The sequence below is a fragment of the Flavobacterium anhuiense genome (genome assembly GCF_001705175.1).
Taxonomy (GTDB): Bacteria; Bacteroidota; Bacteroidia; order Flavobacteriales; family Flavobacteriaceae; genus Flavobacterium; species Flavobacterium anhuiense.
In genome coordinates this window covers 2623909-2647539 of the sequence record NZ_CP016907.1, presented here as the reverse complement: position 1 = coordinate 2647539, position 23631 = coordinate 2623909, and the positions used below count along the sequence as shown (strand labels likewise).

Here is a 23631-nt window from a genome sequence, read left to right as displayed (position 1 = left end):
TTTTTCTATTTAATCAACCACGATTTTTTATTTTATCCAACGTGGATCTCCTACTTTTCTATCAATTAATGTTTGATTCTTAAGAGTAAAATCACCTGTTGTCGCACTTGTAAATTGAGGATCTAATACAGTTGCAGAAGTATCTGGTCTATTATTGCTTCCTGCAGCCTGTAAATTTGGTGAATTGAAATTATTATTGTTTGAGAACGTAGGAGCAGCAGTTGCCGTATTGTTAGTATAAGACGCTGATCCAACCGTAAATAGTGTATTACGCACTATTGATGCATTTGCATTAAAACGGACATACAAAATTCTGCTCGTTGCTGGCAATGTAGGCGCATAGATCGTACATGCATCAATTAACACATTACTTGTTAACCCTGTCCCTGTCAATCCAGTAGCTGCGTCTAAACGTATAAAGTCACGCGATGAACAGTTGTCAAATGTACTTTTTGTTAAAGAAACACTTGCCACGTAAGTCGTTCTAAAGTCAATAAAATCAGCCCCAGAAGCGGTGTTAACATTTTTAATAATACTATTATCAACAGTGAACGATTTTAATTTTGCTGATGCATTTCCATACATTAATTGAGATGGGAAATCATGAACATTACAACCACTTATTAAAACATCTCCTAAGTTTGTTGTAGCTGCTGTACCAATTGTAATTGCACCGCCAGTTGTTCCTGCTCCACTTAAATCGATATCAACTAAAGAGAAATTAACTACTTCACTTGTATTATTAGGGTTGTTGGCAAGAGTGAAATTAAATTTAAGTTTTGGTTTATCACCAGGTCTCAAACCTCTCAATGTTAATGTTTTATTTACTGCTATTGTTCCAGTTTGAGCTGTATAATCACCAGGCATGAAAACCAAAACAGATCCAGAAGGTGCACTAGCAATTTTTTGAAGTACATCATCTTCTGGTTTAACCAATATCCCCGTTCCAATATCAATTCCTGTAGTAAAAGTTACTACCCCTCTTTTCTTCGTTCCGTTTAATAAAGTTGCGGTATAAGCAGTTTCACCTGTAAGACCAGTAATAGCTGCAACTCCAGCTGTTTTTTCTGCTGCCGTAATTGTGTGTGTAATATTCCCTGGTTGAACAGAAATTTGTGTTACTGCACTATTAGGAGTCCATCTTAATGTAACCTGAGTTGCTTCAATATCTGCATCTTGGACTGGAAAGAAAATTTGTTCTGTCAACGTTGTTGCTGTAGTAACAGACCATTTAGAATCTTCCAAACCAGCAGCGCTAACTGCTTTTACTCTTATTGAATAAACCGTTTCTCCTTCTAGTGGTACTTGTACAGGAAGTTGAGAAGCGGCAACATTCATTGTTTTATAAATAGTTTTGAACTCAGGATCATCTGCGCTAAATTCCACTACATAATGATCTGGATTTTCTTCTGCCTTAACTGTCCAGTTTAATTCAACCGTAGTTGAGTTTCTAATTTTTGCTGTCAGTCCAATTGGAGAAAATTCTCTTGTATTTCCGATACCGTCTAACAACGCTTCATTATAACTTTCACAGCTTGAAACCGCAATTGAAAGAAGTAATACAGTTATTAAACCTTTAAATATATCTAATGTTTTCATCATAATAATTTATTATTAATTTTTTGAAAGATTTTAATAACCGTAATCATTTTTTAACTGACCATTACTTCCATCAATAAACACTTGCCAAATTGGCCAGAATTGTCTATTATCAGGGTTCACTCCTACTTTATAAAGTGAGGCTATCTTGGCATCTGCAGCTGTTCCTGTCCAAGTCCATGGCGTAGATAAATAAGCTGCTCCCGGATTTGTGGTTTCTCCTCTATTAAGACCGTAAATATCTAAACTCACATTATCCGCTTGATATTTATAATACAAAGTAGCCGGCACATCTGCGTATTGTCCTGTACGAGCCGATAATTCTGCCATTTTTTGTTTTGCTTTGTCTAAGTTTGCCTTAAGCAAATTCCAACGAATAAGTGCTTGTTTACGCTCCATCTCTCCTGTAAACTCATATTTATTTTCTTCAACAAGCGCATTAAACATTGCTTCTTTACTCGTTAAGGCATTTACATAATTTTCAACTTTTACAGCTTGATCTGCCGAAGAAAATGCTCTCCTGCGAACTTCCTTCAAATAAGGCATTGCTGCACTTGGCCCTTCTAATTCATTTGCTGTTTCAGCCGCAATAAGAAGTACTTCGGCAAAACGCATGTACATTTTATTCACTCCATCATCATTCGTAGATGTTACATAACGTTTCATCCATTCGTAACGATATTTACCAAAATACCATGTATCTAAAGTTCCTAATTCTTGTTTAGCAATACCATTAACTGCAGCACCGTATTTATAAGGGACACAAGTCACATTTCTACGAGCGTCGGCTTGATCGTAATCGTAAAAAACAAATGGCAACGGACCTGCTACACCTCCACGGTTAGCACCATTAGCTTGAAATTGGTCAACCGCAGCCGTGTGTTTTACAGCAAAAGTGAATAACATTCTACCACGTCCATCAGAAAAAGGAAGTTCCCAAAGAGATTCTCCTCCTGCAGCAGTATTCTCTTCATTGTATTTTCTCCACAATCCCTCAAAAGTAGATTCTAAACGAGCAGAACCACTTTGAATTACCTCACGAGATTCTTTTAAAGCTAATGCATACATATTAGCAACTGAAAGTTCTGGATCATTACTTCTTCTTACTCCATCAGGATATTGCTGGTAACCGCTTGCAGCCAAAGCCAAACGCGCTCTAAATGCTTTTACAAAAGCCTTATTTACATGTTCTACTGTACTTGTGTAAGCTGTTTCATTAGGCCAAGCCACTAATGTCGATGCTTCTCCTAAATCTGCAATTAGTTGTTTGTAAATAATGTCTCTATTGGTTTTAGCCAAATATAAAGTGGCGCTTGTAATAGGCTCAAAACGAGCTGGAACATCTCCCCATGACTTAAGTAAATCAGCATAGTAAATAGCTCTTAACGTTAAAGCTTCACCTAATAGCTGTCCCATTTCTGTACCTGGTGCAGGATTTCCATATTGGCGTATACCTTGAATACAAACATTTGCTCGTTCAATACCTGAATACATCATGGCATAAGCGTTATTAGTGGTATTCATCTCAGTATTACTTGGCTTAGCATCATACACACACAAATCTGCCTTATCCCCTGCTGTTTGCGAAGTATTATACCATTCTACATCTGTATTTAATCCATAATAAGGTAAAAATCTTCCTCTATAAGAGTTAGTCTCCGCAAATGGCACTTTTATTCCGTCAATAGCTCCTTTTGCAAGTCCCGCTGTAGAGAAAATTACAGAAGCATCTAATGTTGATTGTGCAGGCGCATCTAAATAGTCATCTTCAAATTGCTGGCAAGAACTAAATAGACCTGAAATAATCAATCCCGCTATTAATATTTTATGTTTCATTTTGTGTAGTCTTTTAAATTAGAAATTAAGATTCAATCCAAAAATCATTTGTCTGCTTCTTGGATATGGACTCGAATCAACTCCAGGAGTTAATGGAGTTTTTCTTTTGGTTGAAACTTCTGGATCAGAACCAGAATAGTTAGTCCAAACAAAAACATTGCTTGCTGTCAAATAAAATCTCAATTTAGAAATTGAAAGTTTAGATGTAAACATTTCAGGCATTGTGTATCCTAATGTTAGAGTATTTAATCTTAAAAACGACGCGTCTTCCACTGCCCAATCTGTAAAAATAGCAGATCTCATATAAGGCGACCACATTGTTGTATTAGCATTAAGATCTGCCAATGCAGTAGGATCTGTTACCAATTGGCCAGTTGCTGGATCTAGATTTGTCCATCTTTTTCCATCTGCCATTGTAGAGTTTAAGTTTTTATACTTTCCTGAAGCAGTAGCTGTTGAAAATTCAATTTTATCGGCATTATAAACATCATTGCCAATACTCCAGTTAAAAGCCGCCATTAAATCAAATCCATAAGCATTTCCGTTGATTACAAAACCACCGTAGCTTTTAGGATTAACATTTCCGATAACTGTTTTATCATTTATATCTACTTTTCCATCTCCATTAACATCTTTCAATTTCATATCTCCTGGTTTAAGAGAACTTCCGTCTCCTACCAAAGAAGTAGATGTGTTAACTACTCCGCTTTTTAAAACATATTTCCCTCCAACATAATCAAAGTCTGAAACCTCATATCTTCCATCATTTTTATAACCATACATACTACCTAATGAACCACCAACTGCTATAAGGTAATCGTCTCCAATTTGTGAAGAAGCCCATCCTGTTGCCTGTCCAAAATCATTCATAGTACCTAATGAATTAATACGGTTTTTGTTTATTCCCATATTGAATGAAAAATTCAATCCGTATTTAGCTTTTTCAATAGCCACAACATTTAAAGTAGCTTCAAAACCTGTATTTTGAGTTTCTCCCATATTACGATATTGGAAATCGTATCCAGATCCTGCAACAGGGAAATTAATTAATAAGTCACTTGTAATATTTTTATAGATATCAAAATTACCACTTAAGCGATTTTTGAAAAATGCGAAATCCAAACCAAAGTTTTGAGTTACTGTTGTCTCCCATTTCAAATCAGGATTAGGCATTGTTTTTGAAGGAGCCCAAACACTAGTAACGCCATTAATCCATGATGTTGCTGTAGATTGAAAAATTTGAATCTGCTGACCAACAGGAATATTGTTATTTCCTGCCTCACCATAACTTGCTCTTAATTTTAGAAGACTTAACCAGCTTTGGTTTTTCATCCAGCTTTCTTCTGAGATTTTCCATCCGGCTGCAAAAGCTGGAAAATATCCCCAACGATTTTGCGATAAAAATTTACTTGATCCATCGGCACGAAATGTAGCAGAAAGTATGTAACGATTTTTGTAGTCATAATTTGCACGTCCAAAAAATGATAATAATTTATCATCTGGACTATAGTAATTATCTACTGATTGCGGAGATCCTTGCGTTGTTAATTTTTTTGCCTGATCAAAATCAAAAAACGTTGGATATCCATGTATTGTGCTAGTTACAGTATTCGAATTGTATTCGATGCTTTCTTGCCCAACAAGAACATTCAAATGATGATCTTCTCCCATTACTTTCTTGAAATCATAAGTCAGCGTATTAGCATTTCTGAAACGTCTATCTTTAGTATCTGACATAATCATTGCAGGCATATTCTGCATAGTAGCTAGCGGCGCATTAGCCACATAATAAGTAGTTAGCCCATAAAAACGATAGTCCTGATTATTAAAATTATCCAAACCTAAATCTACGTTCAACTTTAAATTATCTACAATCTGCCATCCAAAACTTCCTAGCATATTAAAGTTTTTACGAAGCTGCTGACGATCATTATCCGAAACAGACGTAAAAGGATTTATTAGCATATCTGACCCGTCTCCATTTACATCTTCAGATGTTAAACCTGCTACTGGAAGCGGTGCATAACCTACGATAGTACGCATACGAGAATCTGATGAAGACTTCTCGTTTTGTTCATTTACACCACCACCGTCAATCTCTGTATCTGAATAACGCATAGTAAAACCAACATCTATCTTATCAGTTAATTTACTTTTTAAAGCTAATGACAGGTTATTTCTTTTATAGTTTGAGCCTATCATAATTGCTTTTTCATCGTAATGAGCATAATTAAAATTGTAGTTCAACTTTTCTGTACCTCCTCTAATTCCTAAATCACGGCTTTGAACCTCACCTGTACGCCCAAAAATCTGTTTTTGCCAATCATCTCCCTTTAAGCCATTGTACATGTCATGATCTTCCCAATTTCCAAAATACTTAGTGTATGAATCTGGGTTAGAAGGCACTTTTGTTCCCGTTTGAGAAAGTAAAGCATATTCGTACTGCCATTTCGTATAATCTTCAGGTGACAAAACATCAATTTCTTTTGCCATCGTTTTCATGCCATAGAACATATTAAAGTTCACTGCCATTTTTCCGTCTTTACCCTTTTTTGTTGTAATAAGAATTACCCCATTTGCACCACGTGATCCGTAGATAGCAGTTGAAGCAGCATCTTTTAAAACAGTCATCGTATCGATATCAGATGAAGAAATATCATTCATGTTATTAACTGGAAAACCATCCACAATAATTAATGGCGAAGCATCTTGTGTAAGTGAACCACCGCCACGAACTCTAATTCTAATATCTGCATCTGGAGAACCTTCGGCAGCAGTTACTTGCACACCCGCAATTCTACCAGTTAAAGCTTCGGCAACATTTGCTACCGGCACTTTTTTCAAGTCTGCTCCTGAGATAGTAGAAACTGCACCAGTCAAATCAGATTTCTTAGAAGTTCCATATCCAATTACAACAACTTCATTTAAGTTATTAGCATCTTCAATCAATGTTGCATTTACCTTAGTTTTTCCTTCTGTAGAAACATTAATGCTTTGGAACCCTATAAAAGAAAAGATTAATACGGCTTTCGGATTGGTTAGTTTTATTTTGTAATGCCCGTCAAAATCGGTAGAAGTTCCGTTCTTAGTTCCTTTTTCTAAGACGTTTACCCCAGGAAGAGAAAGTCCCGCGGCATCCTTCACGGTTCCCTCTATCGTTGTGCCTTGCGCGTGTACTTGACTACCGATCAATAAGCACAGTAAGAAAACAAGTTTAAAGCAAAAATTTGCTCCTTTGTTTAATAGTTCTTTAAAGTTCATGGTTGATTGTTTAAGTTATTAATGTTTTTCTTGTTGGTTTAAGTGGTTTTTTGTGGTTACTTTCAATTCATTTTTTACTTAATATTTGTGGTTTTTTATTTAACAGCAATTTATTTATCTCTTCACTGAAGCTTTATTCTAACTTCCTTTTTCATCATCTAACTTAATCGATTGCGAACGTTGTCAAAAAAAGTTGTAATCGATTACACAAACATAAATATTTTTTTTAAACGAAAAATAAAATTTCCCAAAAAAATCCTAAAATAAATTATATAATAAAATTTTTATCGCTTTTTTATATGACATATCTAATTTATGTCACTTTAAAATATTAAAAATATTATTATCAATCGTTCATTTGATTCTATTATTACAAAAAAAACAATCGATTACATGAATATTAATTACGAAATTATCAGGTGTTATTTTTACACTTAAAAAGTTAAAATCAAGCTAAAAAAAGATGGGAAACTTCAGCAATATTTTAAAATTTACAATGATTTTACTTATAAATGAAACCAGCAGAACAAACCAAAAAGTAATTTTGACTATAAGTTTACGTCTTTACAAGCACAAAAAAAGCCCTTAAACAAAAGTTAAGGGCTTAAAATTTTATTATTTCTAGATTTATATCGGCTGAACTTGAACCTGTTTTTGATGTAATCTCATCAATATGAATGTAATAATCATTCCGATAATCGACATCACTACTCCAATAAGATTAGGAGAAGAATAGCTAAATCCTGCAGCTAAGGGCAGTCCACCTAGAAAAGCACCTAGAGCATTCCCAATATTGAAACTTCCTTGAAGAGAAGCTGAAGCAATCATCTCTGCTCCTTTTGCAGTACGAATCATCAGCATTTGAATTGGAGCAATTACAGAGAACGAAATAGCCCCTGTCAAGAAAGTCAGAAATAAGGACATGTATTGATTGAATGAGAAAAAGTAAACTAAAACTAGATCGGTGGACATAACAAGCAATAAAGCCAAAGTTGTAGGAGCTGGCGAAAAACGATCTGCCAACTTACCTCCTACAAAATTTCCAACCACCATTCCTAATCCAGCAAGAATTAAGATGGATGAAACATCTTCTGGCGAAAACTTAGATACATTAATTAATAATGGTGCGATGTAGCTGATCCAAGCAAACAGACCTCCAAAACCAATAGCCGTAATTCCTATTATCAGCCAAGCTTCTGTTCTTTTAAAGAACTGCAACTGCGTTTTCATGTTTACGCTTTCTCCTTTTTCTAGATTTGGCATCCAAAAATAAATAGCCAACAAAGTCAACAGTCCCACAAGAGCAATTAAAACAAAAGTATAACGCCAAATAAAATGATGTCCAATATAAGTCCCAATCGGCACACCTATTAAGTTAGCAATAGTTAAGCCCGCAAACATAATCGAGATGGCTTGCGCTTCTTTTCCTTTATCTGCCAAACGGCTTGCAACTACGGCTCCTACTCCAAAGAATGCACCATGCGGCAAACCAGAAAGAAATCGAGAAGCAAATAAAACATTATAATTGGGAGCAATGATTGATAAAGCATTAAAAACAGCCAACATTAGGGCTAAGATTAAAAGCATTTTTTTAGGCGCATAATTTCTTCCCGCGATTACTAATAAAGGTGCCCCAATAACAACTCCAAGTGCATAAGCCGAAATTAAATATCCAGCAACCGGAATTGAAACTTTCATATCTGAAGCAATATCTGGGAGTAATCCCATCATTACAAATTCTGTAATTCCAATAGTTAACCCTCCTAAAGAGAGTGCAATAAGACTTTTTTTCATTTTGATTCAATGTAGAAAGGAATAGATTTCTACGACGCAAAATTAACACCGTTAAGCGAATTAAAAATTGTATATTTGTGATATAAAATTGTATAATTAAGTTATGCCGAAATTAAATCAGTTTAAAACACTTGTTCTTGATGAATTTGAAGAAGAAAAATTTCACCTTCCTCCACATACACATACGTATTACGAAATCATATACATTAAGAAAGGAAGCGGGATTCATCATCTAAATAATAATCTTCTGCCTTACAAAGCGGGCGACTTATTTGTGATTTCGCCAGACGATGAACATTATTTTGACATAAAGAAAAGCACTCGATTCATCTTTATCAAATTCACTGACAATTATTTCAATTCTAAACAGAATTTAACTTGCGATGAATTCTTATTGAATACTCCCGAAAGTTTCATGCGCGATAAAATCTTAAAAGAAACGGTTTTGAAGTTTGATGAACCTTGCAGAACAATTTTAAAAAATACTGTCGAAAATATTGTAACCTATGATAAGTATATCGATGTTACTTCTTCTCCGATTGTATTTTATCAGATTCTTTCGATTTTTGGTTTAATCAAAGAAACCATCCGCTGCATGAACCTTCAGATGAAATCGGCTCATTTTGATAGTGAGCAAATTGCCAATTATATTCATCAGAATATTTATCAGCCCAAATTGGTTCAGATAAAAGTTATTGCAGAACATTTTAATATTGCGCAAACCTATTTTAGCGCTTATTTTAAAAGAACTTTCAGCATCAGTTATCGCGAATACATTCATAATTTAAGATTGACCTTAATCGAAAAAAGATTTCACAACAATCAATTGCCGATTAAACAAATAGCATACGAATTTGGTTTTACTGATGAAAGCCATTTGACGAATTATTTTAAGAAACGTAAAAACATGAAGCCAACCGATTTCAAAAAACTCTAGTTAGCAAAATCTTAAAAAGTTATTTCCTCGAACATTTTTAGCTAAATTTGTGCTACTAAAAACAATTTCTTTGAAAAAGAAAATCCACATAATAATGCTTTTTATAACTCTTAGCTTCTTTTTGAACCCGAGTTATACTTTTGCATGCCATACTGGACACTCTAAAGAAATTACCGCTAAAGAAGAAAACAGCTGTTCAAAAAAGTGCTGTGAAAAGAAAACTTCGAAACAAGAAAAACATAATTGTGATGGAAAATGCCGTCATTCTGGCTGTAATACCTCAACATTAAACATCTTTTTAACTTCAAATGATTTTGATTTGCAAAACGATGTTTTCAATTTTTCTTTAAAAAATACTATTTCATCTTATAGTAATTCTACTATTTCTTCTGGATTTACTTCTATCTGGCTGAAGCCAAAAATATAATTATAGCATTTGTGACAGCCCACATTGGGTCTTTTTGAAATCAAATTTTTTAATTAATTTTAAAGGAAATAATCCTTTACCACATATAATATATACAATGAAAAAATCAATTATAGCTTTAGCAACAACACTTACAATAGTATTTAACGCAAATACAATTCAGGCAAAAACCAATACTACTGAATTAACAGCAATCGAAATGGCAGATTCTCAATTACAATCTGTTTACGATGCTTATTTTACTGTAAAAGATGCGCTTATTAAAAGTGACAGCAAATTGACTTCGGCGAAAGCCAAAGATTTATTGACAGCGATTACTGCAGTAAAAATGGACAAACTAAAAAACAACGAACATACTGTTTGGATGAAAGTGGTGAAAAAATTAACTGCCGATGCCAAAAGTATTTCAGCAACAACAGATCTTAAAAAACAGCGTGAGACTTTCAAATCATTATCTAAAAGCACTTACGATTTAATAAAAGTTTCTAATCCAGAACAACCAATTTACAAACAATACTGCCCAATGGCAGATGCTGATTGGTTAAGCAAAGAAAAAGCAGTTAAGAATCCATACTACGGTTCTTCTATGTTGACTTGCGGAAATGTGGTAGAAACGATCAAATAAATATGAAGCTTTACATCAAAAATATGGTGTGCAGCCGATGCAAAATGGTAGTGAAGTCTGAGTTCGAAAAGCTCGGACTTCAAACTACTGCTGTAGAATTAGGAGAAGTTGAACTGAATGAGGAAATCAGCGATTCTCAAAAAGAAATTCTATTAGAAAATCTTCAAGCTTTAGGTTTTGATTTAATCGATGATAAAAAGACAAAAACGGTCGAAAGAATAAAAAACCTGATTGTCGATTTGGTTCATCATAAAAACAATGATCTCAAAATCAACCTATCAGAATATCTGGCAGAAAACTTAAATCAAGATTATAATTCGCTAAGCAATTTATTCTCTGAAATTGAAAATACTACAATAGAAAAGTATTTCATAAGCCAGAAAATCGAGAAAGTAAAAGAATTATTGATTTACAATGAGCTTTCGTTAAGCGAAATTGCTGATATTCTTAACTACAGCAATGTGGCGCATTTGAGTAATCAATTTAAGAAAATTACGGGCTTTACTCCTACTTCATTTAAGCAATCAAAAGATAAAATGCGTATTCAGATCGAGAATATTTAATCTCGACACAAAAAATTATTCTCTCACAGATTCCGCAGATTGAGCAGATTTGATTTAATAATCTAAAAAAATATCTGCTCAATCTGCGGAATCTGCGAGAGAATTTTATTGCAAAAGTAAAACATAACCAATGGTTTCAACCATTGGAACGCAACGATTGGCATCTAATAATTAACACACATTGAATTTATCACAACACGTTTCCCAAGGTTGAAACCTTGGGCTATGTTTAAATACAGCTCGCAGAATTATTCACACAAGCTTGCGAACTTATAAAAATCTGAACTAAATAAAAACTTAGCTCCCGATAGCTATCGGGATTGCGTAAATTCTATGCGCCCTCTGCGTTAAAAAACAACATTTAGTAAATCTTACAAATCATTCCCAAAATTCTACAAACCGAACTCGCAGATACTTCGGAAATTTGCATTGTAATACTTAAAAACCAATACAATGACTCATCAATATATAATTTCAGGAATGTCGTGTGACGGATGTCGCAAAAAAGTAGAAAAAACTTTGAACGAAGTACAAGGTGTTCATGCAGAAGTTAGTTTGAATCCGCCAATAGCAACTATTACAATGGACAAACACGTCCCGACAGAAAAATTTCAGAAAGTTTTAGCAGCTGCTGGAAATTATACTATTGAAATGGATTCTCCTAAAAACCATGGAGAAGTAGCTGTTAAATCTTGCTGTTCTAGCCATAAAAAAGAACATCACGGTCACAATCACGATCATCATAAAACAGAAACTAAAAAAGTGCACCAGCATAGTGCAAATGGCGTCTACTACTGCCCAATGCATTGTGAAGGAGATAAAACATACAACAAACCCGGAGATTGCCCAGTTTGCGGAATGGACTTAGTACCGCAAGTTGCCATAACTGCAACACAATTTACTTGTCCGATGCATCCAGAAGTTGTTTCAAACGAACCAGGCGATTGTCCAATTTGCGGAATGGATTTGGTTCCGATGCAAGCTTCTGAAAGCGAAGAAAACAAAACTTATACTGATTTATTGAAAAAAATGAAAATTGCGATTTTGTTTACGCTTCCCATTTTCATCATTTCCATGTCAGAAATGATTCCGAATAATCCATTGTACAATATCATGTCGATTGAAAAATGGAATTGGGTTCAGCTTTTGTTTTCGATTCCCGTTTTGTTTTATGCCGGATGGATGTTTTTCGTTCGCGCATACAAATCAATAGTGACTTGGAATTTAAACATGTTTACATTAATAGGAATTGGAACCAGTGTTGCTTTCTTATTTAGTATCGTGGGAATGTTTTTTCCAGATATTTTCCCATCCGAATTTAAATCGCATCACGGAACCATTCATTTGTATTTTGAAGCGGCAACGGTAATTATCACTTTGGTTTTATTAGGTCAATTGTTGGAAGCCAAAGCGCACGGGCAAACCAACGGAGCTATAAAAGAATTACTAAAATTAGCCCCAACAGAAGCGACTTTGGTTGAAAACGGATTAGATAAAGTAATCTCCATCCACAACATCAAAAAAGGCGATTTACTTCGTGTAAAACCCGGAGAAAAAATTCCTGTTGATGGAAAAATAACAACTGGCGAAAGTAATATAGACGAATCGATGATTACGGGAGAACCAATTCCAGTAGACAAAAAAACAGGCAATGCAGTAATTTCTGGAACTATAAACGGAGCAAAATCATTTGTGATGATTGCCGAAAAAGTAGGTTCTGAAACGATGCTTTCGCAAATTATCCAAATGGTAAATGATGCCAGCAGATCTCGCGCTCCAATTCAGAAATTAGTCGATCGCGTTTCTAAATATTTTGTTCCGACCGTAGTTATCATCTCAATTATAACCTTTTTTGTCTGGGCAAAATTTGGTCCAGAACCCGCTTATGTTTACGGATTAATTAATGCGATTGCCGTTTTAATTATTGCCTGTCCTTGTGCACTTGGATTGGCGACTCCAATGTCGGTTATGGTTGGAGTTGGAAAAGGAGCACAAAACGGAATCTTGATTAAAAATGCCGAAGCGTTGGAAAACATGAATAAAATTGATGTTTTGATAACTGATAAAACCGGAACAATCACTGAAGGAAAACCATCCGTTGAAAAAATCTATGCTATAAACAATGACGAAGATTTTCTGCTTCAAAATATCGCATCTTTAAATCAGCATAGCGAACATCCATTGGCGCAGGCCGTCGTAAATTTCGCGAAAGCAAAAAATAGTTCATTAAAAGAAGTTCACGGTTTTGAAACTATTGCAGGAAAAGGAGTTTTAGGAACTATAGAAAACATAAGTGTCGCTTTAGGAAACAAAAAACTAATGGATGAAATTGGTGCTTCTGTTTCTAATGATTTAGAACAAAAAGTAATTTCTGAACAGAATTTAGGAAAAACCATTTCGTACATCGCTATTGAAAAAAGCGTTTTAGGTTTCGTAGCCATCACCGATGCTATTAAAGAAAATAGCGCAAAAGCTATTAAAGAGTTAATTTCTCAGGGCGTTGAGGTTATTATGATGACAGGAGACAATCATAATACTGCAAAAGCAGTTGCAGAACATTTGCATTTGAGTTCTTTCAAAGCCGATTGTCTTCCGCAAGATAAATTAAAAGAAATCGAACGTCTTCAGGCACAAGGAAAAATTGTAGCAATGGCGGGTGACGGAATCAACGATGCGCCTGCTTTGGCTCAATCTAATATTGGAATTGCAATGGGAACAGGAACTGATGTTGCCATTGAAAGCGCTAAAATAACTTTAGTAAAAGGCGACTTAAACGGAATTGTAAAAGCTAAAAACCTCAGCCATGCGGTAATGTCAAATATCAAACAGAATTTATTCTTCGCTTTTATCTATAACACTTTGGGAGTGCCAATTGCGGCTGGAATTTTATATCCAGTGTTCGGAATTTTGCTTTCGCCAATGTTGGCCGCGGTTGCTATGAGTTTGAGTTCGGTATCTGTAATCGTAAATGCTTTGCGATTGAGAAATTTAAAATTATAAGTTGGGCGAAATATTTCAACACATAGAAACATAGCTTTGCCTTGTGCGTAAAGGCGTTTCACTTGCATCAATACACATAGCTATGTGTGGAAACTAGTTTCTTTTATTCTCTTTTTTTAGACAAAAAAATCTATGTTTCTATGTGTTAAAATTCAATTATGTACAATTGATTTAAAATTATAATCCATGATTAAAATTAAATATATACTGATCTTTTTTTTAATTGCTTTTCAGCTAAAAGCACAAAAAGTAGTGCGTTACGATTTGCATGTTCGTGATACGATTGTCAATTTTTCGGGGAAAGAAAAACGAGCGATTGCGGTGAACGGACAAATTCCGATGCCGACTTTGACTTTCACCGAAGGCGATATTGCAGAAATTTATGTGCATAACGAATTAAAAAAGGAAAGCACTTCGATGCACTGGCACGGATTGTTTCTTCCCAATAAAGAAGACGGAGTTCCGTATCTTACGCAAATGCCAATCGAACCTGGAACTACACATAAATATACTTTTCCAATTATTCAAAACGGAACCTATTGGTATCACAGCCATTCGGGATTGCAGGAACAAATTGGTTTGTACGGGCTTTTTATCATCAATAAGAAAAAAGACGATTCGACTATTCGAAAAGGAATTGACGATTTGCCAACAATTCCGGTTATTTTAAGCGAATGGTCAGATCTTAAGCCAGAGAATATTCAGCGAATGCTCCATAATGCCAATGATTGGTTTGCTGTCAAAAAAGGAACTACGCAAAGTTATGCCGAAGCCATCAAACAAGGGCATTTTTCAACCAAAGTGACCAACGAATGGAAACGAATGAACGCGATGGATGTGAGCGATGTGTATTATGAAAAATTTCTAATTAATGGTAAAAACGAACAGCAATTTTCAGACCTTAAACCAGGCTCTAAAGTTAGGTTACGAATTGCCAACGGCGGTGCTTCCAGTTATTTCTGGCTGACGTATGGCGGAGGAAAAATCACCGTTGTAGCGAGCGACGGAAATGACGTTGAACCTGTAGAAGTCGATCGTTTGATTACTGCGGTTTCTGAAACTTATGATGTTGTAGTTACAATTCCCGAAAACAATAAATCTTTTGCCTTTTTGGCTACAGCCGAAGATAGAACTGGATCTGCAACTTTGTTTTTAGGAAATGGAGAAAAACAGCCCGTTCATCATCTTTCGAAATTAAAATATTTTGAAGGCATGAAAATGATGAACGATATGATGAAAATGAACGGTGAAATGAACGATATGGGCATGAATATGTCTTTGAATAAAATGGACATGAATGCCGTGATGTATCCAGAAATTTCAGGCGAAGATGAAAATGCAAAACCTGCAATGGATCATTCGAATCATAATATGGAAAACATGAAAATGCAGAGCGACAGCACTGAAACTTCAGAAATTGTGACTTTGAATTATGGCATGCTGAAATCGCCATTTAAAACCAATCTTCCGAAAGATGCTCCTGTAAAAGAATTGCGTTTTACGCTTTCCGGAAATATGAATCGTTACGTTTGGAGTTTAGATAATAAAGTGGTTTCTGAAACCGATAAAATTCTAATTAAAAAAGGAGAAAACGTTCGTATCGTTTTATACAATGGTTCGATGATGCGCCACCCGATGCATTTACACGGACATGATTTTAGAATCTTGAATGAACACGGTGATTATTCTCCGCTGAAAAATGTGATTGATATTATGCCAATGGAAACCGACACGATCGAATTTCAGGCAAATGCTGATGGCGACTGGTTTTTCCATTGTCATATTTTATACCACATGATGGCTGGAATGGGACGTATTTTTAGTTATGAAAATTCAGCACCAAATCCGTTGATTCATCATCCAGAAATGGCTTTTAAAATGTTGAAAATGGATGACCGTATGTTTCATTTTATGGCAGAAAACGATTTTGCAACCAACGGAAATGATGGTGAAGCGATGTTCAGCAACACGCGCTGGAGCATCGGAACCGAATGGAGATTGGGCTATAATGACAAACATGGTTATGAGACTGAAACTCACATTGGTCGTTACATCGGAAAAAATCAATGGTTAATGCCTTTTATTGGTTTTGATTGGAGATACCGAAAAATGGGAATGGACGAGCAAGAACAAAATCTTTTTGGACAGAAAAACACCAAAGACAATCGTTCGGTTTTTAGTGCGGGTCTTGAGTATACTTTACCAATGCTCATAAAAGCACAAATTGAGGTTTATACCGATGGGAATGTTAGAGTTCAGTTTGAGCGAAAGGACATTCCGCTTTCACAACGCCTTCGTATGAACTTGATGTGGAATACTGATAAAGAATACATGGCAGGATTGAAATACATTGTTGGCAGAAACTTCGGAATCACGACTCATTATGATAGCGATATGGGAATTGGTTTTGGAGTGAATTTGAATTATTGATCTATTTGAATTATAAAAATTATTTACGTTCATTACTCATTACTAGATTTCTCCTAAACACGGAATCCACTTTTTATCAAAACATTAACAATCAAACTATTCTTACGAATACAAAATCCGTTTATATTTGATTCACCAATTATAATCTCTAACACAAAAAACATTTAGTGAAAATGACAAAAGTAATCACGATAGCAACAGCTGCTTTATTTTCGATCGGTATAATGGCTCAGGAAACAAAACCGGTAACAAAAGATAAAGAGAAAAAAGAATCTTGCTGTAAAAAAACATCAACTGATAAAAAAGATAAAAAATCTTGTTGCGTTAAAAAATAATTGAAACTGGATTTCAAAGAAAAGACCTCGCTAAAAACGAGGTCTTTTTATATACTGCTACGAAACTTTGTCAAGTTTTGAACTTTGACAAAGCTCTCTAAATACTATTTCAAACGAACGCTCCATTCGAAATCCATTTCTGAAACTTGAACGCCTTCTTCATTGGTTCCGATAGACTTCATCCAGAACGTTTGCCCTTCTCCTGTTTCAATAGTTTTTTGAATCGCTTCGGCGATTAAATGCCCATCATTACAAACGAAAGTGATTCTACCAGTCGCTTTTTTAGTAAAATTCCCTTTGTTGTTGGCAACCAACATCGAAATTTTTCGACCGCTTTCTTGAATTTGAGAAATTACCAAAGCCCCGGTTGTCAACTCTGCTGCCATAGCCTGAACTGCAAAATACATGGAGTTAAACGGATTCTGATTGATCCATCTGTGTTTAACAGAAACAATACAACTGTCTTTATCTATAGCTTTTACACGTACCCCGCAAAAGTATGCTGATGGTAATTTGAACAATACAAATTTATTGAGTTTAGAAACTGAAACTGCCATGTGATATTTTTTTTAGTAAAAATACAAAAAAACTATGCATGCACAATAAATTAAACAAACTTTCGAAAAAGACCAATAAAGCAAGGCATTCCGAATGATTTCCAGTAAATTATAGGTTTCTTACAAATTTAAAATTTGTTAAATTTTTGTTAATAATTAGTACTATGCAAAACAAGATACTGTTTTTTAGACATATATTTGCATAAGAAATTACTATATACTTTTAATCATGGAAACAACAACACCACTCATCATGGAAAAAACATCAGAAAAGAATACAGCAGCATTTACTCATTTGAGTACTTTAAGCCAATATATCATTCCGTTTGGGAACTATATTTTTCCGCTAATCATTTGGACAAACTATAAAGACAAATCTGAATTTGCAGATCATCACGGAAAACAGGCGTTAAACTTTCAATTAAGCATTTTGCTTTATTCTTTGATCTTAGCGCTTATTGCGATACCGATTTTCGTTACTGTTTTCTTGCAGAATCTTCCATTAGAAGCCGTTTTTAATGACGATGATTTTGTAATCAGAAACTTTAACATTCAGGCAAACATTGGAATTTTAAGTGTAGGCATAACAGCTGTTATACTTTTCGGGTTATTAAAGTTTGTTGAATTCTTTTTAGTAATCTATGCTTCTATAAAAGCTTCAAACGGAGAATTATACAAATATCCGATTACGATTCCTTTTATAAAGTAACACTTCGACTTCGCTCAGTGTGACATTAAAAATTAAAAGTTATAGTCGAAACATCAATCAAATCATATAAGTTTCGAAATCAATCATCAATCAAATCATCATCAATCAAAAAACGAATTGTTCAATCAAAAAAAAACAAAATGAAATTATGAACATTGAAAACACAAAAGCACAGATGCGCAAAGGTGTTCTTGAGTTTTGCATCTTATCAGTTCTAAAAGAAAAAGACGCATATACATCTGAAATATTAGACACTTTAAAAAACGCAAAATTACTAGTTGTAGAAGGAACCGTTTACCCGTTGTTAACTAGATTGAAAAATGACGGTTTACTAAATTATCGCTGGGAAGAATCGACCTCTGGACCACCGCGAAAATATTATGGATTAACCGAGATAGGACAAACATTTTTAAACGAACTTAGCGGCACTTGGACAGAATTATCCGACGCCGTAAATCTAATCACCAATCAAAATCAATAAGTCATGAACAAAACAGTAAATATTAACTTAGGCGGGATGTTTTTTCACATCGATGAAGATGCATACTTAAAATTGACACGCTACTTTGACGCTATAAAACGATCACTTAACAACTCATCTGGTCAGGATGAAATCATTAAAGACATCGAAATGCGTGTTTCTGAATTATTGACAGAAAAACAAAAAAGCGAAAAACATGTTGTTGGACTGAAAGATGTTGATGAAGTGATTGCGGTAATGGGACAACCAGAAGATTATCGAATTGAAGACGAAGAAAATCCAAATCAGTCTTATAATAATTATGGACCTAGAAAACACAAAAAATTATATCGCGATAAAGAAAAAGGTATGATCGGAGGTGTGGCTACAGGTTTAGGACATTACTTTGGAATTGACGCTGTTTGGATTAAAATCATATTCTTAATCTTCGTTTTCGCAGGTTTTGGAACAGGGATTTTAGCTTACTTCGTTCTTTGGATTGTAACTCCAGAAGCAGTTACAACTTCAGAAAAATTGGAAATGACTGGAGAACCTGTAACAATTTCGAACATCGAAAAAAAAGTTCGAGAAGAAATTGATTCACTTTCTGAGAAATTCAAAAATGCAGATTATGACAAAATGGGAAACCAAGTAAAGTCGGGAGCTGAGAGAATAAGTAGTTCATTTGGAGACTTTATCATGACCATTTTTAAGATCTTTGCTAAATTCTTAGGAGTAATTCTAATTATATCAGGGATTTCTACCTTAATCATGTTATTGATTGGCGTATTTACATTAGGGACTAATATTTTTATCGATTTCCCTTGGCAGAATTTTATCGAAGCTGGAAACTTTACAGAATACCCTCTTTGGTCATTCGGATTGTTAATGTTCTTTGCTGTTGGAATTCCGTTTTTCTTCTTAACTCTTTTAGGATTTAAATTGTTATCTCCAAACTTAAAATCAATAGGAAACATTACAAAATATACGCTTTTAGCTCTTTGGATTATTTCTATCGCAATTCTTACTAGTATCGGAATCAAACAGGCAACTGAAATTTCGTACGATAATAAAGTAGTAGAGAAAAAAGTTCTGGCAATTAAACCAACTGATACTTTATATATCAAGTTTAAGTACAATGATTATTATACAAAAAGTTTGAACCACTATAGAGAGTTTGAATTTGTACAAGATTCTGCAAACAACGAATTGATTTATTCTAATGATGTGCGTTTACACGTATTACACACAGACGAATCGACTCCATTTATTCAGATCGAAAAAAGCGCGAGAGGAAACTCTTTTACAAACGCTAAAAAAAGAGCAGAAAAAATTAATTATAAGTTTCAAGTTAACGGAAATCAATTACTTTTGGATAACTATTTTCTGACAGATGTAAAAAACAAATTCAGAGGACAAGAAGTTGATATTTATCTGTATGTACCAGAAGGGCAATTAATCAAACCTGATTCTTCTGTAAGAGATTATTATAATTCTGACGACAATTTCTTTGAATTAAATTATAACGGAGATTACAATTACAAAGTTATCGGAACTAAAGTAAAATGTTTAAACTGCCCTGCTGATGAGGACAATGACAACAATTACGAAAGTGATTATGAAAACGATCAAAATGATTCTGATACAAATACCACTAACGACACTATAAAAGAAGTTTCAGTTAAAATTAATGGAAAAGAAGTTTTAAACGGAAAAAAAACTAAAGGAAAACTAACTACTGATAAAAACGGAGTGATAATCAAAATTAACTAAACCATGATAAAAATAATCATTCATATTACGAAATTTATAATTGCAACTGTTACTGCTTTATTGTTTGCTTCATGTAATTTTAACATGAATGCAATTGAAGGAAGCGGGAATGTTACCACAGAAAAAAGAACTGTTCAAGGAGAGTTTAAAAATATCTCTGTAAGCAATGCCATCGATGTGGTTATTGTACAGTCAGATGCTACAGAAATTACGGTTGAGGCTGATGACAATCTTCAAAAAGAAATTGTTACGAAAGTAGAAAACGGAACACTTATTATTGAGTGCAAGTACAATTCTTTCCGCAACATTACATCAAAAAAAGTAACCGTAAAAATGCCAGTTGTTCATAAAATAGAAGCTTCAAGTGCTTCAACGGTTGAAACTGATGGACTTGTTCAAGGTGAAGATATTACTTTAGAAGCTTCGAGCGCAGCATCAATGGATGTTAAAATCGAATCGGACAGAATCGCAGTGGATGCAGGAAGCGGAAGCTCTGTAGATATCGAAGGTAAAGCATTAAGCCTTACCACTTCAGTTTCTAGTGGTGGAAGTATTGATGCCGAAAAATTAATGGCCAATGATGTTCATGCAGATGCTTCTAGCGGAGGAACCGTTTCTGTACGTCCAATCTTAAGTCTAAAAGCAGATGCTTCTAGCGGAGGAAATATTAACTACAGCGGTAATCCAAAAACAGTTGAAAAATCTGCAAGCTCTGGAGGAAACGTAAACAAAAGCTAAAAAAACAACTGTTAAATATAAACGAAATCATTCACCAAAAGTGGATGATTTTTTTATATTTGTCAAAATCAAATCTAGAATTAATGAAAAAAAGTACCGCCCTACTCCTATTATTACTTGTTACAACTCTGACTTTCGCTCAAAAAAGAGAAAAAATTAAAGGTTCTAAAATTGTAACGACCTCAATAAAAGAAGTTGGAAGTTTTGATGCCCTTGAAGTCGATGATAATATAGAAGTTTATCTAGAACAAGGAGAAAAAAACGAAATTAAAATTGAAGCCGATGACAACCTGCACGATATTGTAGGAATGGATTTAAGAGAAAAAACACTTCGCTTATACACCAATAAAGAATCTACTATTTTCAAGAAACTATCTGTCAAGGTTACTTATACTAAATCATTGAATAAAGTAATCACAAAAAATGAGGCAATAGTTTATGCTATTCAAGAACTGCAATTGGATGACATCACAATGAATTGTCTTGATTTTTCCAAATTGTATTTGAATGTAAACTCAAAAAAATTCACTTTAATTGCTGATGATAAATCCAGAACAGAATTAAACTTAAAAGCTGAAGACGGAAGTTTACAATTGAGCAAATATGCTGGAGTTAAAACATTGGTTTCTGCCATAAAATTCAAATGCGATTTGTATCAAAAAGCAACCGCTGCAATTGAAGGTATTGCAGAAAAAGCTACTATTCGATTAGACAACAATTCAGTTTTTACAGGAACAAAATTTACTTTGAAAGATGCAAATGTTACAGCTGAAGGTTCTGCCGTTGCTACCATTTTAGCAGAAAACACTGTCGCAATTGCAGCTGGAGACAAGTCTGAAATTTCATTATATGGCGATCCAAAAATAGACCTTACACGCTTTAGCGAAGAAGCTAAGCTGATAAAAAAACCAGGTGCAACAAAGCCAAAAGCAACGACATTGTAAGCTCTTTAAATTTTAAAAATAAATATAACGAAAAAGAAAAATCCCAGTCTAAAAATTTTAAGACTGGGATTTTTTATAGAAAGATTTCAAAGTTCCAACAACTTGAAACCTGAAACTTAAAACCTTTTAACTTATTCTTTTGAAGCCAAATATCTTTCAGCATCCAATGCAGCCATACATCCTGTACCTGCGGCAGTAATTGCCTGACGGTATACATGATCTGCAGCATCTCCCGCTACAAAAACACCTTCAACATTTGTTTTAGAAGTTCCTGGTGTATTTACTATATATCCTGTTTCGTCAAGAGTAATGTAATCTTTAAAAATATCTGTATTTGGTTTGTGACCAATTGCTACGAAGAAACCAGTTGCAGGAATTTCGATGGTTTCTCCAGTTGTTTTGTTTAAAGCTTTAATGGCATGAACTACATTGTTATCTCCTAAAACTTCAACAGTATCGTGATTCATTAAAATCTCGATGTTTTCAGTTTTACGAACACGCTCTTCCATAATTTTAGAAGCTCTGAATTTATCGCTTCGTACTAACATGGTTACTTTTTTACAAAGTTTAGATAAGTAATGTGCTTCTTCACAAGCAGAATCTCCTGCTCCAACAATAACAACATCTTGGTTTCTGTAGAAGAATCCGTCGCAAACAGCACAAGCAGAAACTCCTCCACCCATATTCAAATAGTGTTGTTCTGATGGCAATCCTAAATATTTAGCCGAAGCACCTGTAGAAATAATTACAGTTTCACAGTGCAATTCGATTGTGTCGTTAATCCAAACTTTATGAATATCTCCAGAAAAATCAACTTTTGTAGCCCAACCGTCACGAATATCTGCACCAAAGCGTTTTGCTTGTTCTTGTAGCTGAATCATCATTTCTGGTCCTGTAACTCCATCCACATAACCTGGAAAGTTTTCAACCTCATTAGTTGTAGTCAATTGACCGCCAGGTTGCATTCCTTGATATAGTACCGGATTCATATTAGCTCTGGCAGCATAAATTGCCGCAGTATAACCTGCAGGACCAGAACCTATAATAAGGCATTTAATTTTTTCGATTGTATTTGACATAGTAATAGTTTTTTTGAGTTGCAAATGTAAACTTTATTATAAAAAATATGGCCGAAAATAAATCTGAAATAGCTATGTCCAAATAAGTTTTATTTATTTTCATTTTTTCCTTTTGTAAACGAAATTTATTTATATATTTGCATCCGCTTTCGGGCACTACAACAAAAATTACATCTTCGGGGTGTAGCGTAGCCCGGTTATCGCGCCTGCTTTGGGAGCAGGAGGCCGCAGGTTCGAATCCTGCCACCCCGACAAAAGTCTTTTCATTTATTTGGAAAGACTTTTTTTTTTGCAATAAACTCAAAATAAAAATATTGGCAAGCGGTTATCGCGTCCGATTCTGATCGGAAAAGCCACAGTTTCCCCCGAAAGCTTTCGGGACTGCCACCCCGACAAGTCGAACAGAAATGTTCGGTTTTTTTATTTTTCATACATTGTGTTCCAATGGCTAAAACCATTGGCTATATCCTCAAACAAAGCCGAAACGAAATAAATAGCCACGAATTCACGAATTTTCTTTTAAATACTTTATCTAATTATTATCCGAATTAATTCGAATAAATA

The 23631-nt window shown here is 34.5% G+C and carries 18 protein-coding genes and 1 tRNA gene; 13 read left to right on the top strand and 6 right to left on the bottom strand.

Going from position 1 to position 23631, the window contains the following annotated elements:
* Nucleotides 1-27 precede the first annotated feature (27 nt).
* The 4 genes from BB050_RS11530 to BB050_RS11515 all read right to left on the bottom strand — a co-directional run bounded on the left by BB050_RS11530 (nucleotide 28) and on the right by BB050_RS11515 (nucleotide 8490).
* Nucleotides 28-1602: a DUF4957 domain-containing protein gene (locus BB050_RS11530; protein ID WP_066033667.1), complete on the bottom strand. Its 1575-nt coding sequence runs from the start codon at nucleotides 1600-1602 to the stop codon at nucleotides 28-30.
* Nucleotides 1603-1632: 30 nt separating this feature from the next.
* Complete coding sequence (locus BB050_RS11525; protein WP_066033666.1) at nucleotides 1633-3435, bottom strand: RagB/SusD family nutrient uptake outer membrane protein; 1803 nt, start codon at nucleotides 3433-3435, stop codon at nucleotides 1633-1635.
* An 18-nt stretch (nucleotides 3436-3453) separates the two neighbouring features.
* Nucleotides 3454-6696, bottom strand: coding sequence for a SusC/RagA family TonB-linked outer membrane protein (locus BB050_RS11520; RefSeq protein ID WP_066033665.1), 3243 nt, complete (start codon nucleotides 6694-6696; stop codon nucleotides 3454-3456).
* 627 nt (nucleotides 6697-7323) lie between these two features.
* Nucleotides 7324-8490, bottom strand: a complete 1167-nt coding sequence (locus BB050_RS11515; protein ID WP_066033664.1) for an MFS transporter — start codon at nucleotides 8488-8490, stop codon at nucleotides 7324-7326.
* A gap of 103 nt (nucleotides 8491-8593) precedes the next feature.
* Here BB050_RS11515 and BB050_RS11510 point away from each other — a divergent pair, with 103 nt between their 5' ends.
* The 7 genes from BB050_RS11510 to BB050_RS21865 all read left to right on the top strand — a co-directional run bounded on the left by BB050_RS11510 (nucleotide 8594) and on the right by BB050_RS21865 (nucleotide 16807).
* Nucleotides 8594-9427 carry an AraC family transcriptional regulator gene (locus tag BB050_RS11510; RefSeq protein WP_066033663.1) on the top strand — a complete coding sequence of 278 codons (834 nt, stop codon included), beginning with the start codon at nucleotides 8594-8596 and terminating at the stop codon, nucleotides 9425-9427.
* Between the two features lie 70 nt (nucleotides 9428-9497).
* Nucleotides 9498-9854 carry a hypothetical protein gene (locus BB050_RS11505; protein WP_236940325.1) on the top strand — a complete coding sequence of 119 codons (357 nt, stop codon included), beginning with the start codon at nucleotides 9498-9500 and terminating at the stop codon, nucleotides 9852-9854.
* Between the two features lie 97 nt (nucleotides 9855-9951).
* Nucleotides 9952-10479: a DUF3347 domain-containing protein gene (locus BB050_RS11500; protein ID WP_066035145.1), complete on the top strand. Its 528-nt coding sequence runs from the start codon at nucleotides 9952-9954 to the stop codon at nucleotides 10477-10479.
* A 2-nt stretch (nucleotides 10480-10481) separates the two neighbouring features.
* Nucleotides 10482-11042, top strand: coding sequence for an AraC family transcriptional regulator (locus tag BB050_RS11495; protein WP_066033661.1), 561 nt, complete (start codon nucleotides 10482-10484; stop codon nucleotides 11040-11042).
* 453 nt (nucleotides 11043-11495) lie between these two features.
* Nucleotides 11496-14042: a heavy metal translocating P-type ATPase gene (locus BB050_RS11490; protein WP_066033660.1), complete on the top strand. Its 2547-nt coding sequence runs from the start codon at nucleotides 11496-11498 to the stop codon at nucleotides 14040-14042.
* Nucleotides 14043-14228: 186 nt separating this feature from the next.
* A complete protein-coding gene (locus BB050_RS11485) occupies nucleotides 14229-16472 on the top strand; it encodes a multicopper oxidase family protein (protein ID WP_066033659.1) in 2244 nt (747 codons plus the stop codon).
* Between the two features lie 173 nt (nucleotides 16473-16645).
* On the top strand, nucleotides 16646-16807 hold the full coding sequence (locus BB050_RS21865; RefSeq protein ID WP_164085586.1) for a hypothetical protein: 162 nt from the start codon (nucleotides 16646-16648) through the stop codon (nucleotides 16805-16807).
* Between the two features lie 104 nt (nucleotides 16808-16911).
* On the opposite strand, the gene BB050_RS11480 is transcribed toward BB050_RS21865, so the two are convergent.
* The gene (locus tag BB050_RS11480) at nucleotides 16912-17364 is read right to left on the bottom strand and encodes a DUF4442 domain-containing protein (RefSeq protein WP_008464693.1); all 453 of its coding nucleotides are present in this window, start codon (nucleotides 17362-17364) and stop codon (nucleotides 16912-16914) included.
* Between the two features lie 229 nt (nucleotides 17365-17593).
* Here BB050_RS11480 and BB050_RS11475 point away from each other — a divergent pair, with 229 nt between their 5' ends.
* The 5 genes from BB050_RS11475 (at nucleotide 17594) to BB050_RS11455 (ending at nucleotide 21988) form a co-directional block, all read left to right on the top strand.
* The gene (locus BB050_RS11475) at nucleotides 17594-18073 is read left to right on the top strand and encodes a DUF4870 domain-containing protein (protein WP_119792881.1); all 480 of its coding nucleotides are present in this window, start codon (nucleotides 17594-17596) and stop codon (nucleotides 18071-18073) included.
* Nucleotides 18074-18221: 148 nt separating this feature from the next.
* Nucleotides 18222-18554 carry a PadR family transcriptional regulator gene (locus BB050_RS11470; RefSeq protein WP_008464689.1) on the top strand — a complete coding sequence of 111 codons (333 nt, stop codon included), beginning with the start codon at nucleotides 18222-18224 and terminating at the stop codon, nucleotides 18552-18554.
* Nucleotides 18555-18557: 3 nt separating this feature from the next.
* Nucleotides 18558-20306, top strand: coding sequence for a PspC domain-containing protein (locus BB050_RS11465; protein ID WP_066033658.1), 1749 nt, complete (start codon nucleotides 18558-18560; stop codon nucleotides 20304-20306).
* 3 nt (nucleotides 20307-20309) lie between these two features.
* Complete coding sequence (locus BB050_RS11460) at nucleotides 20310-21044, top strand: head GIN domain-containing protein (protein ID WP_066033657.1); 735 nt, start codon at nucleotides 20310-20312, stop codon at nucleotides 21042-21044.
* 83 nt (nucleotides 21045-21127) lie between these two features.
* A complete protein-coding gene (locus tag BB050_RS11455; protein WP_066033656.1) occupies nucleotides 21128-21988 on the top strand; it encodes a GIN domain-containing protein in 861 nt (286 codons plus the stop codon).
* A gap of 131 nt (nucleotides 21989-22119) precedes the next feature.
* On the opposite strand, the gene trxB is transcribed toward BB050_RS11455, so the two are convergent.
* On the bottom strand, nucleotides 22120-23067 hold the full coding sequence (gene trxB, locus BB050_RS11450) for a thioredoxin-disulfide reductase (RefSeq protein WP_008464669.1): 948 nt from the start codon (nucleotides 23065-23067) through the stop codon (nucleotides 22120-22122).
* 177 nt (nucleotides 23068-23244) lie between these two features.
* Here trxB and BB050_RS11445 point away from each other — a divergent pair.
* Nucleotides 23245-23319: transfer RNA gene (locus tag BB050_RS11445), tRNA-Pro, on the top strand.
* Nucleotides 23320-23631: the final 312 nt, after the last annotated feature.

Coding starts and splice junctions, on each gene's coding strand:
- BB050_RS11460 (WP_066033657.1), top strand. CDS start 20,310: ATGATAAAAATAATCATTCATATTACGAAATTTATAATTGCAACTGTT.
- BB050_RS11525 (WP_066033666.1), bottom strand. CDS start 3,435: ATGAAACATAAAATATTAATAGCGGGATTGATTATTTCAGGTCTATTT.
- BB050_RS11455 (WP_066033656.1), top strand. CDS start 21,128: ATGAAAAAAAGTACCGCCCTACTCCTATTATTACTTGTTACAACTCTG.
- BB050_RS11475 (WP_119792881.1), top strand. CDS start 17,594: ATGGAAACAACAACACCACTCATCATGGAAAAAACATCAGAAAAGAAT.
- BB050_RS11510 (WP_066033663.1), top strand. CDS start 8,594: ATGCCGAAATTAAATCAGTTTAAAACACTTGTTCTTGATGAATTTGAA.
- BB050_RS11480 (WP_008464693.1), bottom strand. CDS start 17,364: ATGGCAGTTTCAGTTTCTAAACTCAATAAATTTGTATTGTTCAAATTA.
- BB050_RS11530 (WP_066033667.1), bottom strand. CDS start 1,602: ATGATGAAAACATTAGATATATTTAAAGGTTTAATAACTGTATTACTT.
- BB050_RS21865 (WP_164085586.1), top strand. CDS start 16,646: ATGACAAAAGTAATCACGATAGCAACAGCTGCTTTATTTTCGATCGGT.
- BB050_RS11485 (WP_066033659.1), top strand. CDS start 14,229: ATGATTAAAATTAAATATATACTGATCTTTTTTTTAATTGCTTTTCAG.
- BB050_RS11520 (WP_066033665.1), bottom strand. CDS start 6,696: ATGAACTTTAAAGAACTATTAAACAAAGGAGCAAATTTTTGCTTTAAA.
- BB050_RS11490 (WP_066033660.1), top strand. CDS start 11,496: ATGACTCATCAATATATAATTTCAGGAATGTCGTGTGACGGATGTCGC.
- BB050_RS11500 (WP_066035145.1), top strand. CDS start 9,952: ATGAAAAAATCAATTATAGCTTTAGCAACAACACTTACAATAGTATTT.
- BB050_RS11470 (WP_008464689.1), top strand. CDS start 18,222: ATGAACATTGAAAACACAAAAGCACAGATGCGCAAAGGTGTTCTTGAG.
- trxB (WP_008464669.1), bottom strand. CDS start 23,067: ATGTCAAATACAATCGAAAAAATTAAATGCCTTATTATAGGTTCTGGT.
- BB050_RS11495 (WP_066033661.1), top strand. CDS start 10,482: ATGAAGCTTTACATCAAAAATATGGTGTGCAGCCGATGCAAAATGGTA.
- BB050_RS11465 (WP_066033658.1), top strand. CDS start 18,558: ATGAACAAAACAGTAAATATTAACTTAGGCGGGATGTTTTTTCACATC.
- BB050_RS11515 (WP_066033664.1), bottom strand. CDS start 8,490: ATGAAAAAAAGTCTTATTGCACTCTCTTTAGGAGGGTTAACTATTGGA.